Below are 13,930 nucleotides of genomic sequence, written 5' to 3'. Positions count from 1 at the left end.
AGGTGTGCGGTCAGTGCTCGGCGCGATGCGTGAAGAACCTGGCCGGATCGCCGGCCGCGCGCGGACCGGAGGCGAGCCAGGCGGCGAACGCCTCGGGCTGCCGTCGCTCGAGCTCGTCCAGATACGCCCGGCGGACGTCGGCCACTCCGAGTCGCAGCTCGCGCCCGGTCGAACTCTGCAGTTGCTTGAAGCTCCGCCGCCATGCCAGGCAGAGCTCTTCGTCGGTCAGGTCGCGCAGCGTGGGCTGTACGGCCTCCAGCTGCACGATCGTTGTCTCGTCGATCGACTCTACTTCGGGATGCCGCCCCGTTTCCCGTTCCCGCGCCGGTTTCGGCATCGGCCAGATGCGTATGACGATCGGCGGCGACGTCGCGACCAGGAGTGCGAGCAGGACCAGCGTCTCGACTCCCACTGCCGCGGCATACCCGCAGATGGCCAGCACCAACAGCCCACCGAGCCCGGCCCAGCGGGGCGCCGCGCGGATCAGCTCCGCGGCCGGCAGCTCGCGCGCCAGCCCGAGGCTGACATAGACCGCGCCGACCGTGAGGGTCGAGATCAGGAAGGCAACCAGATTGGTCGCCGGTGACACGAAGACAAGTGACGCGATGACGCCGATGGCGGCCAACAGCCCTGCGGCTGTCCGCCAGATCTGGCTGTACCGCAGCCCGACACGCTCCAGCATGTGCTCCTAGTGCCCATCACGCCGTGCTTCCAACCGGCCCCGGCGGCGTGACGTTGCGCAGCGCTTCGATGAACGCCGTGGTGGCCGGCGGGTCCGGCGGATCGCCGTACGTCGCGAGGTAGATCCGGCGTACGACGGGCAGCTCGGTGGCGTGCACGCCCTCGGCCAGATGGGACCGCAACGCCATGCCCGGCATGGTCGTGACGCCGAGCCCGGCGGCGACGAACGCCTGCTCCACGACGATGTCGTCGCTGGTGTAGGCGATCCGTGGCGTGAACCCCGCGTCGGCGCAGTGGCCGAGAAGCTCCCGCCGGCAGTTCACGCAGCCCGCGATCCAGGCCGAGTCGCGGTGGTCGGTGAGCGTCTCCCCGCTCCGGTTGCTGAGCAGGTAGACCGGGTCGTCGAGGAGGTAGGTGTAGCGGATGCCGTCGTCCGGCGTGGCGTCGTCGTACCGGAAGACGATCGCGAGATCGATCACCCCCTCGCGCAGCTGCTGGTGCGCGACGACGGGATGGGCGTCGGCGAGCTCGAGCTCGATGTTCGGGTACCGACGGCCGATCTCGGCCGCGGCCGGTGGGACGAGCACGCTGAGCGCCGAACTGAACGAGCCCACCCGAACCCGGCCGGTCTGCAGTCCGATCCGTTCGGCCAGTTCGGCGTCGGCGGCGTCGACTCGGCCGATGATCTCCGCGGCGCGACGGGCGAGCAGCTCGCCTTCGGGAGTGAGGCGGATGCCCCGGCCGGCTTTCTGGACCAGCTTTGCGCCGGTCGCGGCCTCCAGCCGGGAGAGGTGATGGCTGACGGTGGGCTGGGTGTAGTGCAGTGCCTCGGCCGCCGCGGTGACCGAACCGTGCGCGGCGACCGCGGCCAGCACGCGCAGCCGGACGAGATCGAGCATAGATCGATCGTATCTATGATTCCGGGCTCGGATTGGCATTGGACGCATACTTCTCGACCCGGCAGGGTGGTGCGTAGTCGAAAGGAGATCACCATGACCGGCACAGTCGTCTGGCACATGACCATGTCCCTCGACGGTTTCATCGGAGACCGCGACGACAACCTCGACTGGAGCTTCGGCGAGACCGAGCCGTCCGAACTGGCAGCCGAGGTGATCGCCACGACCGGTGCGTTCCTGTGCGGCGGGCGCCTCATCGACCGCGTCGGCGAGAACCGGCCGTACGGCGGTGTGTGGAGCGGAGCGGTCCTGGTCTACACGCGCAAGGACCCGGCGACCAATCCGATCCCGGAGTTCACCTACGTGTCCGGCGACATCCGCGATGTGGTCGCCGACGGCCTGAAGGCGGCGAACGGCAAGAACCTGGTCGTCACCGGCGGAACCGTGCCCCGCTTGAGCCTGGACGCCGGCCTCGTCGACGAGATCGTCCTCCACATCGTCCCCGTCCTCCTCGGCGAAGGCGTGCGCTTCTACGACAGCCCCGGTGTCGAACCCACCAAGCTCGAGGTCATCACCGAGGAACACACGAACTTCCGCTTCAAGGTCCTCAAGTAGTGGCCTTGCTGTGGCTCACACGTCGGTGGGCTGATCCGTTCCATGCCTATGACCGACAAATATGCACAGCGAGTGGCCAAGGCGGACTGGGATGCGGTGACCGCCGGGGTGAACGATCTCGGGTGTGCGTTGCTGCCGCGGCTGCTGACGCCCGCGGAGGCGACCGGGATCGCGCGACTGTACGACGACGTACAGCGGTTCCGGGCCACGATCGACATGGCGCGGCATCGGTTCGGCGAAGGGCAGTACCGGTACTTCGACCGGCCGTTCCCAGAAGCAGTGGAGGCGCTGCGGCAGGCGCTGTATCCGCGGTTGTTGCCGATAGCAAGGGATTGGTACGGCAAGCTCGGCCGCGACGCGGAGTGGCCGGACACGTTGGACGAGTGGCTGGAGATGTGCCACCAGGCCGGGCAGACGCGGCCGACGCCGATCCTGCTGCGCTACGGCCCGGGCGACTGGAACGCTCTGCACCGCGACCTGTACGGCGACAAGGTGTTCCCACTGCAGGTCGTGATCAACCTCAACGACCCAGGTATCGACCACACCGGCGGCGAGTTCCTCCTGGTGGAGCAACGCCCGCGCGCCCAGTCCCGCGGTACGGCGACCCTCATCCCCCAAGGCCACGGCCTCGTCTTCACGACGCGAGACCGCCCGGTCGCCTCAGCTCGAGGCTGGTCCGCCTCCCCCGTCCGCCACGGCGTCTCCCCCATCCACACCGGCCACCGCCACACCCTCGGCCTCGTCTTCCACGACGCGACCTGAGCGCACTTCTGGGGCTGAGTAGAGGATCTCGCGAGCTTGTTCCGCGGCTCGGGCGATGCTTTCGCCGACAAAGTCGACGAAGCGGGCGATGTTCTCGAGGCGGCCGGCGGCGGGGGTGCCTGGGCCTAGGACGCTGACGCCCTGCCGTGCGGTCTCGGCGAGCCGGGCGTGAGAGCGGGCGCTGGCGATCATCGACTGGTACCAGACGTCGGCGTCGACGACGTACCGCTCGCGGCGGCGTTCGTCGCGTTCCCGGCGGATCAGGCCCTGGCTCTCGAGGAACGCACTCGCCTTGGAAACGGATGCCGGGCTGACCTGGAGACGCTGCGCGAGCTCGGACGCGGTGAGGCTGCCCTCGTCCGCGATGGTGAGGGCCGTGAGCACCCGCGACATCATCTTCGGCAGGCCGGATTGCATGACGAGAGTGGTGAACGCCTCCTCGTACTCACGCACGGCCTCGGCATCACGTCCGTGGCCCTGCGGAAGCGCCTGCTGCCCGCGTGGAGCGGCCTGCCTGCGCTGGTGGGCGCGGCGTTCGGTCGCGCGGTGGGCCAGATCGGCACGGTAGGCGGTCGGGCCGCCGTTCCGCATCACCTCACGCGTGATCGTCGAGGTCGGGCGGTCGAGACGCCTGGCGATCTCCGCGTAGGCGAGCCCGTCGGCCAGCCCCAGCGCGATCTGCTGGCGGTGTTGCTGGGTGAGCCTGCCTCCCGGCATCGCGATCTCCCTCCAGGTTTCGCTGACGCCGAAACAATAGCGTTCACTCTCCTTCCAATGCAACGATCTGGGCGCTTGGCGTTGCATTAAAACCAGAACTATTGCAACGATATTCGTGCCGTGACCTGCGCAAATGCCAGTTCTGCGCAACGTTTGCGTTGCCAGATTCTCAAACGCAACGTAGCGTTTCCGGTGTCAGAAACCACCGGTCCAGGAGGACAGTACGATGCAGAAGTTCGACACCCCCACCACGATCTCCGCCGTCCTCGACATCCCGGCAGGACGCGTCCAGTTCATCGCCGCCGACCGTTCCGACACCACGGTCGACGTCCGGCCGGCGAACGCCTCGAAGAGCCGCGACGTGAAGCTCGCGGAGCAGACCACGGTCGAGTACGCCGACGGCGTACTGCGGATCGAGGCCCCGACGACCACCCAGATCCTCGGCAGCTCCGGGTCCATCGAGGTGACCGTCCAGCTCCCCGCGGGCTCCGGCATCGAGGCCAAGGCGGCCAGCGCCGAGTTCCGCGGCGTCGGGCGCCTCGGCGACGTCGCCTACGACAGCTCGCACGGCGCGATCAAGATCGACGAGGCCGCGAGCCTCCGCCTGGCCACCCAAGCCGGTGACGTTTCCGTCGGCCGTCTCAACGGCTCCGCCGAGATCACCACCGCGAAGGGCGACATCACGATCGCCGAGGCAGTGCGCGGCGACGTCGTACTGCGCACCCAGGTCGGCAACGTGTCGGTCGGTACCGCCGCCGGAGTCTCCGCCTCTCTGGACGCCGGCACCACCGTCGGCCGGATCCAGAACTCGCTCAAGAACACCGGCGACGCGACCGACCTGACCATCCACGCCACCACCACCCAGGGCGACATCACCGCCCACAGCCTCTGAAGCGCACCGATCACCGAGAAGGAACCCAGAGAATGACCACCACGCAGGACTACCAAGCCGCCGAGCAGCTCCTCCGCCGGCCCGCCCGCCCCGGCGAGCTCGTCGTCGGCGACAAGGTCAGGCCGCAGTGGATCGACGGAGGCACCCGGTTCTGGTACGCCGTGAGCAACGGCGCCGGCAAGCGGTTCGTCCTGGTCGACCCGGCCGCGGGCACCCGCGAACCCGCCTTCGACCACGCCCGCCTCGCCGCCTCGCTGACCGCCGCCTCCGGGCAAGAGGTCGACCCTGAGTCCCTTCCGTTCATGGGCATCGCCCTCGCAGGAAACGCCGTCGAGTTCGACGCGTTCGGCGAGTACTGGCGCTGCAGCCTGGACACCTACACCTGCGAGCGGGCGGAGTTCACGCCGCCGGGCAACCCGCTGGAGGTGCCGTCGCCCGACAACAAGGTCGCGGTGTCCCGGCGGGGGCACGACCTGTGGGCGCGCTCTCTGTCCGACGGACGCGAGTGGGCGCTGACCACTGACGGCGAGCCCGACTACCAGTACGGCGCCGGTCCGGCCAGCACCGGCAACAGCACCCTGCTGCGCAAGATCGGTCTGCCGTACATGCCGCCAGCGGTCGCCTGGTCGCCGGACTCGACGAAGGTGCTGGCGCACCGGACCGATGAGCGCAACGTGCGGCAGACCCACCTCGTGGAGGCCAGGCCTGCCGACGGCAGCGCACCGGTCCTGCACACCCAGCGATACGCGTACCCCGGCGACGAGCACATGCCGCAGGCCGAGCTGGTCGTACTGAATGTTGCCGAGGGCACCGTGGTCCGCGCACAGACCGCGCCGCTCCTGATGCCGCAGGTGTCGCCGATCATGGCCAAGTGGGCGTGGTGGGCTCCGGACGGCTCAGCGGTGTACTACCTCGACCGGCCCCGCGACCTGCGCACGCTCACTCTGTACCGGCTGGACCCGACCACCGGCGAGGTCACCACTGTGCTCAGCGAGACCGGGGACACCAGGGTCGAACCCAACCAGTGGTCGTTCGAGCCGCCGATCGTGCAGGTGCTGGCCGACGAGGTGCTGTGGTACTCGCAGCGAGACGGCTGGGGCCATCTGTACCGCTACGACTTGCACACGGGCGAGCTGCTGGGGCAGGTCACCTCCGGGCACTGGGCGGTGCGGCAGATCCTGCGCGTCGACGAGGCCGAGCGAGTGGTGTACTTCGTTGCGTCCGGGCTGGTCGACGACGATCCGTACCGGCGTACGGTGTGCCGCGCCGGTCTGGACGGCACCGGCTTCGCCAAGGTCACCGACGACGAGCTGGACCACGTCGTCACGCCGGCGGCCAACCCGGCGTACTTCATCGACTCCGCGTCCACCGTCGACGTCGCACCAGTGTCGCGCGTCGTTGACTGGACCGGGCGGGTGGTGGTCGAACTGGAGCGCGCCGACATCACCAAGCTCACCGCCACCGGCTGGACGGCGCCCGAGCGGTTCCGCGTGAAGGCGGCCGACGGGGTGACGGACGTCTACGGTGTGCTGTACCGGCCGCGGGGCTTCGACCAGGCGCAGCGGTATCCGGTGGTTGACACCCTCTATCCAGGCCCGCAGGTCAACCGGGTCGCGCCGAGCTTCGACCCCGGTGGGATGGGCCTCGACGCGGAACCCCTCGCGGCACTCGGCTTCGTGGTGATCGCGCTGGACGGCCGTGGCACTCCTGGGCGGAGCAAGTCTTTCCACGATGCCTCGTACGGTCACCTAGCCGACGCGGGCTCGCTGGCCGACCATGTCGCGGCGCTGCAGCAGTTGGCCGAGACCCGGCCGTGGATGGATCTGGACCGGGTGGGCGCGTTCGGTCACTCTGGGGGCGGGTTCGCGGCTGCGCGGGCGATGCTGGACTTCCCCGAGGTGTACAAGGCCGGCGTCGCCATGTCCGGCTCGCACGACCTCCCCTACTTCAACCTGGGCTTCGCGGAGACGTACGACGGTGCCGACAACCCCGAGGCCTGGGCCGCTGCCTCGAACGTGGACCTCGCGGACCGGTTGGCGGGCAAGCTGCTGCTCATCCACGGCGAGCTGGACGACCAGGTCCACCCGCACCACACGCTCCGGCTGGCCGACCGACTCGTTGCCGCAGACAAGGACTTCGAACTGCTCGTCGTCCCCGGCGCCGAGCACACCCTGATCGACTGCCTCGCCTACGTCCGCAAGCACTCCTGGGACTTCCTGGTCCGCGAACTGACCGGCACCCAACCCCCCACCTACCGCCCCGCCCCCATCACCCTCAGCCCAGAACTACTAGCCGACCTCTTCGCCTGAGCGACGAACAACCAGAAAAGACACCGCCTTCGGCGGCGACTGTTCCGTCTGGCCGCCCCGGCGGCAGTCGCCGCCCGCCCGTGAGAAGCACCGCACTCGGCGAGCGACCCAATGGCGGGTGCGGGTCTGTCCGGTCGAATCGCGCCCGACCACGGCGGTATCCGATCGCCCGGCATCCGGGTGTTCCGCCGAGCACGGCAGCCCCCGATGCATCCGCGGCTCGCGCCGCAGGCGCCAACAGATCAGGCGCCGCCGAAGGCGGTGTCCGACGGGCGGTGTCCGGGGCACGGTGTTCAACGGACGGTGTCCGACGGGTGTTGTCTGCTGGGGTGGTGTTCAGGCCGGGGCGAATTCTTCGACGTCTGCTCGGGTTCCGCGTTCGTAGGAGGCTATGGCGGTTTGGGCCAGTTGGAGGGCTCGGCGGCCGGCGGTGGCGGGGACGGGGGGTGGGGCTCCGGTCTGGAGGGCGGTGATGATGTGGTCGACGTGACGGTCGAAGGTGGAGTGGAACGAGCGGGCCTCGTCGTTGAAGTAGCCCGCCTCCCACACACTGCTCGTCTCGTCCCCGGCCCGGGACAGCGTGAGACGCCGCACCGTGTCGTGGATCGTGACACGGCCCGCGGTGCCGTTGACCTCGATCAGCTGGCTGTCCGGATAGGCGTACGACGAGTCGTAGCTGCCGAGAATGGTGCCGACGGCATCATTCTCGAACCCGAGCGCCAACGCCATCGTGCTGTACGCCCCGTACGTCTTCCGAGTCATCTGCGCCGCGATCGACCGGATCGGCCCACCGAGATGTTCGAGCATGTCGAACCCGTGACACTGGGTCTCGATCAGGTTCGCGTGCGGCGACTCCCCGTAGTTCGCCTCGCCACCGAACCGCCAGGTGAGGAAGAGCAGTTCGCCGAGTACGCCGTCCTGGATCGCCTGCTGCGCGCGGACGACGGGCTCGGCGTACCGGTGGTTGAAGTTGATCCCGAAGAAGATGCCGCGGTCCTCGGCCCGGCGCAGGAGCTCGTCGGCCTCGGCCAGGTCGAACACCAGCGGTTTCTCGACCAGCAGGTTCGCGCCCGCGTCGATCAGCGCGAGCGTCGGCTCGAAATGCCCCTCGTTGGGCAGGCAGACCGTGACCAGGTCCGGCCGCGTCTCCTTGAGCATCGCGCCGAGATCCGTGTACGGCGCCGTCCGGTACTCCGCCGCCCGTTCGGCCGCACTCGCCGGGGTCCGCGCCGCGATCGCGACCAGCTCACAGTCGCTCCGGCCGGAGAAGATCCGGGCGTGCTGCCGTCCCCAGCCCCCGGCACCGACCACCGCGACGCGCACCGTCATGCGATCTCCTGGGTGATGACGACCTTGCCGGTCTGACCGGAGAAGAACAGCTCGAACGCGTTGCTCAACTCGCTCACCGGCAGACGATGGGTGATGATCTTGCCGATGTAGTCCGCGTGCGCCCGGAGGAGTTCGAGGTTCTCGGGCAGTTCGTCGTACCGGAAGTACTCGCTCCCCATGACCGCCCGCTCGGGCGCGATCAGATCGCGCGACACGTCGAGCAACAACCCCTCGCCGTGACCGACACAGATCAGTCCGCCCCGCCGGCTGCTCGCGGCGAGTGCGAGCTCGCGCGCCGCCTGCCGACCGGAGGAGTCGAAGCTCATGTCGGCGCCCGCGGCGATGATGCCGTCCCGGTCGTCCGCCGCGAAGCTGACCGCACCGAGGCTCTCGGCGAACGTGCGCCGCCAGTTGCTGACGTCGGAGACGAACACCGGGAAGTCGCTGCCGAACCGGACCTTCGCCATCACCAGCAGCCCGAGACCGATCGGGCCGGCTCCCGCGACGAAGATGCTCTCGATGTCGGGTCGGATCAGCTGTGCCCGGCCGAGCGCGTGCGAACTGGTCCCCATCACGTCCAGCAGCATCGTCGCGGTCGCCAGGTCGAGCTCGTCGCCGATCGGGAAGAAGTTGCTCTCGTGGACGACGGCGTACGGGCCGTAGCCGCCGTCGGTGTTCTGGCCGACGTCGCCGCGCTTGGCGAAGCACTGGTTGGTCGCGCCGATCCGGCAACTGCGGCACTCGCCGCAGAAGTCCATCAGGTAGACGACACCGCGGGTGCCCGGCGCGGTCGTCGTACCAGGGCCGGCGTCGGCGACGATGCCGGCGGCCTCGTGGCCGGGGACGATCGGGCTGCCGTCGTAGTACTCGTGCCGGTCGGTGCCGCAGATGGCGTTCGCGGCGATCCGCAGCCGCAACTCGCCGGCACCCGGTTCGCGGTACTCGTGGTCGGTCCACTCGATCTTCGCGTCACCCCGGAACCGGGGGACGACGGCGGGGAGGGGCATGCCGGACTCCATTCCTCAGTAGTCAGCCGGCAAGGGACTCGCAGATGTCCCAGGCGGATTGGCGAAGAAGCGCGGCGGTGTCCGCGTCGAGACCCTTCACCGGTACGTCGATGCCCACCGGGTCCTCGTTCAGCAGGGCGATGAGAAACACGCAGGCCGCGAGGTAGCTGCCGGCGAGCGCGGGGTGACTGTTGTCCGCGTCGTGCAGGGCGGGCTCGTCGTGGGTGCTGAGGAAGCGTTCCCACACCATGCCGACCGGGACGAGGGTCGCGCCGAGCTCCACCGCACTTCCGGCGTACGCCGAAGTCAGCGCCTCCTGCGCTTCGGGGGCGTTCCGCCGAGCCCACGTCAGGTAGAGCGCGGTCCGCGCACCGGCTTCCTTGATCGCCGCGTCGAAGTCCCGCACGCTGTCCCGCATCCGCGCCGGACTCTTGACCGGCAACGTGCTCTGCTCCTGCAGTACGACGGTGTCGAACGAACCACCGGCGATCGCCTCGAGCGCCTTCCCGGTGTTCAGATGCTGCCGTAACGACGCACCACCGGCGGAGATCAGTTTGTGCTGGACATCGATCCCTCGCGCCCCGGCCAGGCCCTTCAGCAGCCCGGGCAGGTTGTTCCGCGACGTGAAGCTGTTGCCCACGAACAAGATGCGCACGAGAGGGACGCTACTACGCTGGGGCGATGGCTGAGCTGCGGATCGTGTCGGTGACTGACGATGACACGCTGCTGGACTGGCAGCGGGTGCACAACGAGATCATCCCCACGGCGCCGCTGTCGGTCGACGACGTGCGGGACCGGGTGACACGGCACGTGCTCGAGGTCGCGTACGACGGCGATCTGCTGGTGGGCAACTCGACGGTGCGACCACCGTCGGAGGAGACGGCCGCGGCGACTGTGATCGCCCGAGTACTCCCGGAGTACCGGCGGCGTGGGTTCGGCGCGGCGATCTACCAGCGCTGTCTCGAGCGCGCCCGTGAGCTGAGTGGCGACGGCATCGAGACGCACATCCTGGCGAGTAACGAGGACGGGCTGCGGTTCGCCAAGGCGCACGGATTCGTCGAAGTGGAGACGTACCTCCTGCCCGGCGACACCATTCCGTTCGTCGAACTACGTCTCGATGAGTGAGGATGCGATAGTGCGCTTCTCGATCAACATTCCGAACTTCGGCGACTTCGCCGACGCCCACACGGTCGCGCGGGTGGCCGCCGCGGCCGAGGAGGCCGGCTGGGACGGGCTCTTCGTCTGGGACCACGTCGTCCACAGCAAGGAACGGCGGAAAGGCCAGCCCTTCGGGGACCCGTGGATGCTGCTGACCGCGGCCGCGCTGGCGACGTCGCGGATCAAGCTCGGTCCGCTGGTGACGCCGATCGCGCGGCGACGGCCCGAACAGCTGGCGCGGCAGGTCGCGACGCTCGACGGGATGAGCGGCGGCCGGGTGATCTTCGGCGCCGGCCTCGGCGGGCCGATCGAGGACGAGTTCGGCAGCTTCGGCGACGAGACCGATCCGAAGGTGCTGGCCGCGCGACTGGACGAGGGCCTCGACGTACTCGCCCGGTACTGGTCCGGCGAGGCCGTGAACCACCAGGGTGAGCACTACCGGGTCGACGACGTCACGTTGCTCCCGGCAACGGTTCAGACGCCGCGGCCGCCGGTCTGGCTCGCCGGGTACTGGCCGCGCAAGGCCCCGATGCGCCGAGCCGCCCGCTGGGACGGCGCCGTACCGCTGTTCCGCAGCGCCAACCACGGTGAGGCTCCCCCGGTCGAGGAGGTGCGCGAGCTCATGGCGTTTCTCCGCGACCAGGGCGCCGGCGCGACCACGCCGTACGACGTCGTCGTCGGCGGGATCAGCCCGGCGGACCCGGCGCGGTCCCGCGCGCTGATCGAGCCGCTGGCCGAGGCCGGTGCGACCTGGTGGGACGAGCGCCAGCTCCTCGGTGGCACCGACTTCTACCGCCTGGAGCCGGTCCTTCGCCGCATCGAGCAGGGCCCGCCCAGCCTCGGCTGACCGCGGAAAGCGCTGCAAACCTATCCTTGCTCGTATGAGTGAGGAGCACCCGTCGTGTTGCGCGCCGTCCCGCCCGGTGGTGGGGACCTCGGCGCCGCCTCCCGTACCGGCCGCCGAGCCCGGGCGGCATGAGGTCGAGCAGGTGGCGCTGGCGGGTGGCGAGTTCGCGATGGGTGACGGGACCGGCGACGGCAACACCGGTGATGGCGAGGTGCCTGTCCACCAGGTGCACCTCCAGCCGTTCAGTATCGATGCCACGAGCGTGACCAACCGTGACTTCGAGCGCTTCGTCGAGGCGACCGGGTACCGGACGGAAGCCGAGACGTTCGGCTTCTCAGCGGTGTTCCACCTGGCCTTGCAGGCCGAGCCGGCGGAGTTCATGGGTCCGGCCTCGGGTACGCCGTGGTGGGCTGGGGTGCGCGGTGCCGACTGGCGTCATCCGGGCGGGTCGTTGTCGGATCTGGACGGGCTCGACGACCACCCGGTGGTCCATGTGAGCTGGAACGACGCGGTCGCTTACTGCTCGTGGGCCGGGCGGCGGCTGCCCTCGGAGGCCGAGTGGGAGTACGCGTCCCGTGGCGGGCTCGAGGGCGCCCGGTACCCGTGGGGCGACGAGCTGATCGGGCCCGACGGAGAGTGGCGTTGCAACATCTGGCAGGGCGTGTTCCCGGAGCGCAACGACCTCGAGGACGGCTACCTGACCACCGCGCCGGTGCGCACCTTCACGCCGAACGGCTACGGCTTGTGGCAGACGGTCGGGAACGTGTGGGAGTGGTGCGCGGACTGGTTCGGCCCGCGGTACTACAAGTTCACCCCCGGCGAGGACCCGCGAGGCCCATCCCTCGGCGCTGCCCGGGTGATGCGCGGCGGCTCGTACCTGTGCCATGACTCGTACTGCAACCGCTACCGCAACTCGGCCCGCTCGTCGAACACCCCGGAGTCGTCGATGGGCAATGCCGGTTTCCGCACCGTCGCGCTCACCCCGCCGGCCTAGTCGGCCAGTTGCTCCTCGGGCGCCGGTTGCCGGAGGCCTGGAGTACTGACGGCCACCGCCGCGACCGCGACGAGACAGAGGATTGCGCCGGACGCGAGCGAGGCGACCGGCGAGGTCAGCTGGGCGACCACACCGCCACGGAGGTTGCCCAGGTCCGGCCCGGCCTGACCGACGATCTGTTCCGCGGCGGTGACGCGACCGAGCAGTTCGTTCGGCGTGTGTAACTGGATGATCGTGCTGCGCGAGACGACAGACACCGTGTCGGCTGCACCGGCCAAGGCGAGGAAGACCAATGCGAGCCAGGCCGTCGGCGCGAACGCGAACAGCAGAAGGGCGATGCCCCAGGCGGCGGATCCGGTCAGCATCACCACGCCGTGCCGTGGCAGCCGGGTGAACACACCGGACAGCACCGATGCCGCCACGCCGCCGACCGCGATCGCGGTCAGGAACAATCCGAGCGTCCGCGGATCGTTGCCGAACCGCTCCGCGTTGATCACCGGGAACAGGCTGACCGGCATCGCGAGAACCGTGGCCGCGAGGTCAGTGATCAACGCTCCACGGATCACCGGCGTCGACACCAGGAACGCCAGGCCGTCCCGCACACCTCGCAACCCGGCCCGAGCCACCGCCTCGACCCGCAGTCTCGGCAAACCGAGTACGCCGTACAACGCGGCGACGAAGCTCAGACAGTCGATCAGGTAGCAGACCCCGGTCCCCCAGGCACTCACCACGAGGCCGCCCACCGCGGGCCCGATCAGCATCGGCCCCTGGAAGGCGATCCGGTTCAGCGCGATGCCACTGGCGAGCAACTCGCGCGGCAGCAACTGTGGCAGCACGGTCCGCGCTACCGGCCCGCTCGCGGCCCCGAACGACGCCTGCGCGGCAACCAGCGCGAGCAGTACGCCGACCGGCACCGCACCGATGATCAACTGACTCGCCATCAGGCCCGCCGTGACCAGCTGCCCGGTCGTGGTGATCAGGTAGAACCGCCGCCGCTCGAACCGGTCTACCGCCGCGCCGGCGAACAGCCCGAGCAGGATCAACGGCAGGGCCTTCGACAACCCGACCGCACCGGTCCACGCCGCACTCGAGGTCTCGTCCCACACCTGGAACATCACCGCGACGAACGCCAACTGCCCGCCGAAAGTGGACAGCATCTGCCCGGCCCAGAGCCGCCGGAACGCCGGCGAGACCCGTAGCGGGCGCAGGTCGATGAACGCCCGCATCATTGCTTCGGCGCGGGATCGCCCCCGAAGCCCTGCAGCTTCTCAGCGATCCGGTCGTGGAAGCTCTTCCGCGCCAGCGCCTCCTCGACGTCACGGACCACCTGGGTCATCGGATACGGGATCTCCGCCTCCAGCTCGGTGATCGCCTCCTCCGTCGCCCGCCACTCGGCCGCGAGCAGCTCGACGATGGCCTTCGACTTGGCGGTCAGCGTGACCTTCTTGCTGCGAGCGTCGGTCCCCGGCACGGTGCGCACCAGACCCGCGGCGCGCATCGCGGACACCTTCTGGCTGAGGGCCGAATGCGTACGGCCGACCGACTCGGCCAGCTCGGTGATCGTCATCGGCCCCTTGGCCTGCAGCCGCAGCAGCTCCATCACGTACGTCGGCTTCAGGCCCTTGATCTGCCGCTCGGTGTAGATGCGCGCGATCTCGGCATCCATCCGGGCCTGCAACCGGTGCAGGCCACGCCACTGACTCTGTTCGGTCGGGTCGTCCAT

Annotated in this window: 15 protein-coding genes; 7 read left to right on the top strand and 8 right to left on the bottom strand. The window is 69.4% G+C overall.

The features are described from left to right. Positions 1-10 precede the first annotated feature (10 nt). The gene (locus ACGFH6_RS24390) at positions 11-682 is read right to left on the bottom strand and encodes a hypothetical protein (protein ID WP_393387852.1); all 672 of its coding nucleotides are present in this window, start codon (positions 680-682) and stop codon (positions 11-13) included. Positions 683-698: 16 nt separating this feature from the next. After that, positions 699-1,580, bottom strand: a complete 882-nt coding sequence (locus ACGFH6_RS24385; RefSeq protein ID WP_393387850.1) for a LysR family transcriptional regulator — start codon at positions 1,578-1,580, stop codon at positions 699-701. A gap of 93 nt (positions 1,581-1,673) precedes the next feature. Between ACGFH6_RS24385 and ACGFH6_RS24380 the strand changes: the two genes are divergently transcribed. Beyond that, entirely contained in the window at positions 1,674-2,192 is a 519-nt protein-coding gene (locus ACGFH6_RS24380) for a dihydrofolate reductase family protein (RefSeq protein WP_393387848.1), read from the top strand. 48 nt (positions 2,193-2,240) lie between these two features. Further along, complete coding sequence (locus ACGFH6_RS24375) at positions 2,241-2,954, top strand: 2OG-Fe(II) oxygenase (RefSeq protein ID WP_393387845.1); 714 nt, start codon at positions 2,241-2,243, stop codon at positions 2,952-2,954. Here the strand turns inward: ACGFH6_RS24375 and ACGFH6_RS24370 are convergent. Next, entirely contained in the window at positions 2,853-3,671 is an 819-nt protein-coding gene (locus tag ACGFH6_RS24370) for a helix-turn-helix domain-containing protein (RefSeq protein WP_393387842.1), read from the bottom strand. The two genes, ACGFH6_RS24375 and ACGFH6_RS24370, sit on opposite strands and share 102 nt — an antisense overlap. A 226-nt stretch (positions 3,672-3,897) precedes the next feature. On the opposite strand from ACGFH6_RS24370, the gene ACGFH6_RS24365 reads away from it, so the two are divergent. Both ACGFH6_RS24365 and ACGFH6_RS24360 read left to right on the top strand, forming a co-directional pair. After that, positions 3,898-4,563, top strand: coding sequence for a DUF4097 family beta strand repeat-containing protein (locus ACGFH6_RS24365; protein WP_393387839.1), 666 nt, complete (start codon positions 3,898-3,900; stop codon positions 4,561-4,563). A 32-nt stretch (positions 4,564-4,595) separates the two neighbouring features. Next, complete coding sequence (locus tag ACGFH6_RS24360) at positions 4,596-6,872, top strand: DPP IV N-terminal domain-containing protein (protein ID WP_393387836.1); 2,277 nt, start codon at positions 4,596-4,598, stop codon at positions 6,870-6,872. Between the two features lie 336 nt (positions 6,873-7,208). Here ACGFH6_RS24360 and ACGFH6_RS24355 read toward each other — a convergent pair whose 3' ends face one another. From ACGFH6_RS24355 to ACGFH6_RS24345, 3 genes are read right to left on the bottom strand one after another with little or no spacing between them, the layout of a single operon-like run. Further along, positions 7,209-8,201 (bottom strand): Gfo/Idh/MocA family protein, encoded by a 993-nt coding sequence (locus ACGFH6_RS24355; RefSeq protein ID WP_393387834.1) that lies wholly within the window; start codon positions 8,199-8,201, stop codon positions 7,209-7,211. Continuing rightward, complete coding sequence (locus ACGFH6_RS24350) at positions 8,198-9,208, bottom strand: alcohol dehydrogenase catalytic domain-containing protein (RefSeq protein ID WP_393387832.1); 1,011 nt, start codon at positions 9,206-9,208, stop codon at positions 8,198-8,200. Before ACGFH6_RS24350 ends, ACGFH6_RS24355 begins: the two co-directional genes overlap by 4 nt. 22 nt (positions 9,209-9,230) lie before the next feature. Next, entirely contained in the window at positions 9,231-9,863 is a 633-nt protein-coding gene (locus ACGFH6_RS24345) for a hypothetical protein (RefSeq protein ID WP_393387829.1), read from the bottom strand. A 26-nt stretch (positions 9,864-9,889) separates the two neighbouring features. Between ACGFH6_RS24345 and ACGFH6_RS24340 the strand changes: the two genes are divergently transcribed. Genes ACGFH6_RS24340 through ACGFH6_RS24330 form a run of 3 tightly spaced genes read left to right on the top strand, consistent with a single transcriptional unit; the run spans position 9,890 to position 12,207 of the window. Beyond that, positions 9,890-10,333 (top strand): GNAT family N-acetyltransferase, encoded by a 444-nt coding sequence (locus tag ACGFH6_RS24340; protein ID WP_393387826.1) that lies wholly within the window; start codon positions 9,890-9,892, stop codon positions 10,331-10,333. Continuing rightward, complete coding sequence (locus ACGFH6_RS24335) at positions 10,326-11,213, top strand: LLM class flavin-dependent oxidoreductase (protein ID WP_393387823.1); 888 nt, start codon at positions 10,326-10,328, stop codon at positions 11,211-11,213. The genes ACGFH6_RS24340 and ACGFH6_RS24335 overlap by 8 nt, the downstream gene beginning before the upstream one ends. Before the next feature lie 34 nt (positions 11,214-11,247). Next, positions 11,248-12,207 (top strand): formylglycine-generating enzyme family protein, encoded by a 960-nt coding sequence (locus ACGFH6_RS24330; RefSeq protein WP_393387821.1) that lies wholly within the window; start codon positions 11,248-11,250, stop codon positions 12,205-12,207. Here ACGFH6_RS24330 and ACGFH6_RS24325 read toward each other — a convergent pair. After that, the gene (locus ACGFH6_RS24325; protein WP_393387818.1) at positions 12,204-13,433 is read right to left on the bottom strand and encodes an MFS transporter; all 1,230 of its coding nucleotides are present in this window, start codon (positions 13,431-13,433) and stop codon (positions 12,204-12,206) included. The genes ACGFH6_RS24330 and ACGFH6_RS24325 overlap by 4 nt on opposite strands. Further along, positions 13,433-13,930: a MarR family winged helix-turn-helix transcriptional regulator gene (locus ACGFH6_RS24320; RefSeq protein WP_393387815.1), complete on the bottom strand. Its 498-nt coding sequence runs from the start codon at positions 13,928-13,930 to the stop codon at positions 13,433-13,435. Before ACGFH6_RS24320 ends, ACGFH6_RS24325 begins: the two co-directional genes overlap by 1 nt.

Origin of the sequence: Kribbella sp. NPDC049227 (assembly GCF_043197265.1) — a bacterium.
GTDB lineage: Bacteria > Actinomycetota > Actinomycetes > Propionibacteriales > Kribbellaceae > Kribbella.
The sequence above is the reverse complement of the archived record's forward strand: the minus strand, read 5'-3'. Positions and strand labels throughout refer to the sequence as shown.

Bases quoted from the DNA above. Each gene is read 5' to 3' on its own strand.
- ACGFH6_RS24390 (WP_393387852.1), bottom strand. From the start codon at position 682: ATGCTGGAGCGTGTCGGGCTGCGGTACAGCCAGATCTGGCGGACAGCC.
- ACGFH6_RS24385 (WP_393387850.1), bottom strand. From the start codon at position 1,580: ATGCTCGATCTCGTCCGGCTGCGCGTGCTGGCCGCGGTCGCCGCGCAC.
- ACGFH6_RS24380 (WP_393387848.1), top strand. From the start codon at position 1,674: ATGACCGGCACAGTCGTCTGGCACATGACCATGTCCCTCGACGGTTTC.
- ACGFH6_RS24375 (WP_393387845.1), top strand. From the start codon at position 2,241: ATGACCGACAAATATGCACAGCGAGTGGCCAAGGCGGACTGGGATGCG.
- ACGFH6_RS24370 (WP_393387842.1), bottom strand. From the start codon at position 3,671: ATGCCGGGAGGCAGGCTCACCCAGCAACACCGCCAGCAGATCGCGCTG.
- ACGFH6_RS24365 (WP_393387839.1), top strand. From the start codon at position 3,898: ATGCAGAAGTTCGACACCCCCACCACGATCTCCGCCGTCCTCGACATC.
- ACGFH6_RS24360 (WP_393387836.1), top strand. From the start codon at position 4,596: ATGACCACCACGCAGGACTACCAAGCCGCCGAGCAGCTCCTCCGCCGG.
- ACGFH6_RS24355 (WP_393387834.1), bottom strand. From the start codon at position 8,201: ATGACGGTGCGCGTCGCGGTGGTCGGTGCCGGGGGCTGGGGACGGCAG.
- ACGFH6_RS24350 (WP_393387832.1), bottom strand. From the start codon at position 9,208: ATGCCCCTCCCCGCCGTCGTCCCCCGGTTCCGGGGTGACGCGAAGATC.
- ACGFH6_RS24340 (WP_393387826.1), top strand. From the start codon at position 9,890: ATGGCTGAGCTGCGGATCGTGTCGGTGACTGACGATGACACGCTGCTG.
- ACGFH6_RS24335 (WP_393387823.1), top strand. From the start codon at position 10,326: ATGAGTGAGGATGCGATAGTGCGCTTCTCGATCAACATTCCGAACTTC.
- ACGFH6_RS24330 (WP_393387821.1), top strand. From the start codon at position 11,248: ATGAGTGAGGAGCACCCGTCGTGTTGCGCGCCGTCCCGCCCGGTGGTG.
- ACGFH6_RS24325 (WP_393387818.1), bottom strand. From the start codon at position 13,433: ATGCGGGCGTTCATCGACCTGCGCCCGCTACGGGTCTCGCCGGCGTTC.
- ACGFH6_RS24320 (WP_393387815.1), bottom strand. From the start codon at position 13,930: ATGGACGACCCGACCGAACAGAGTCAGTGGCGTGGCCTGCACCGGTTG.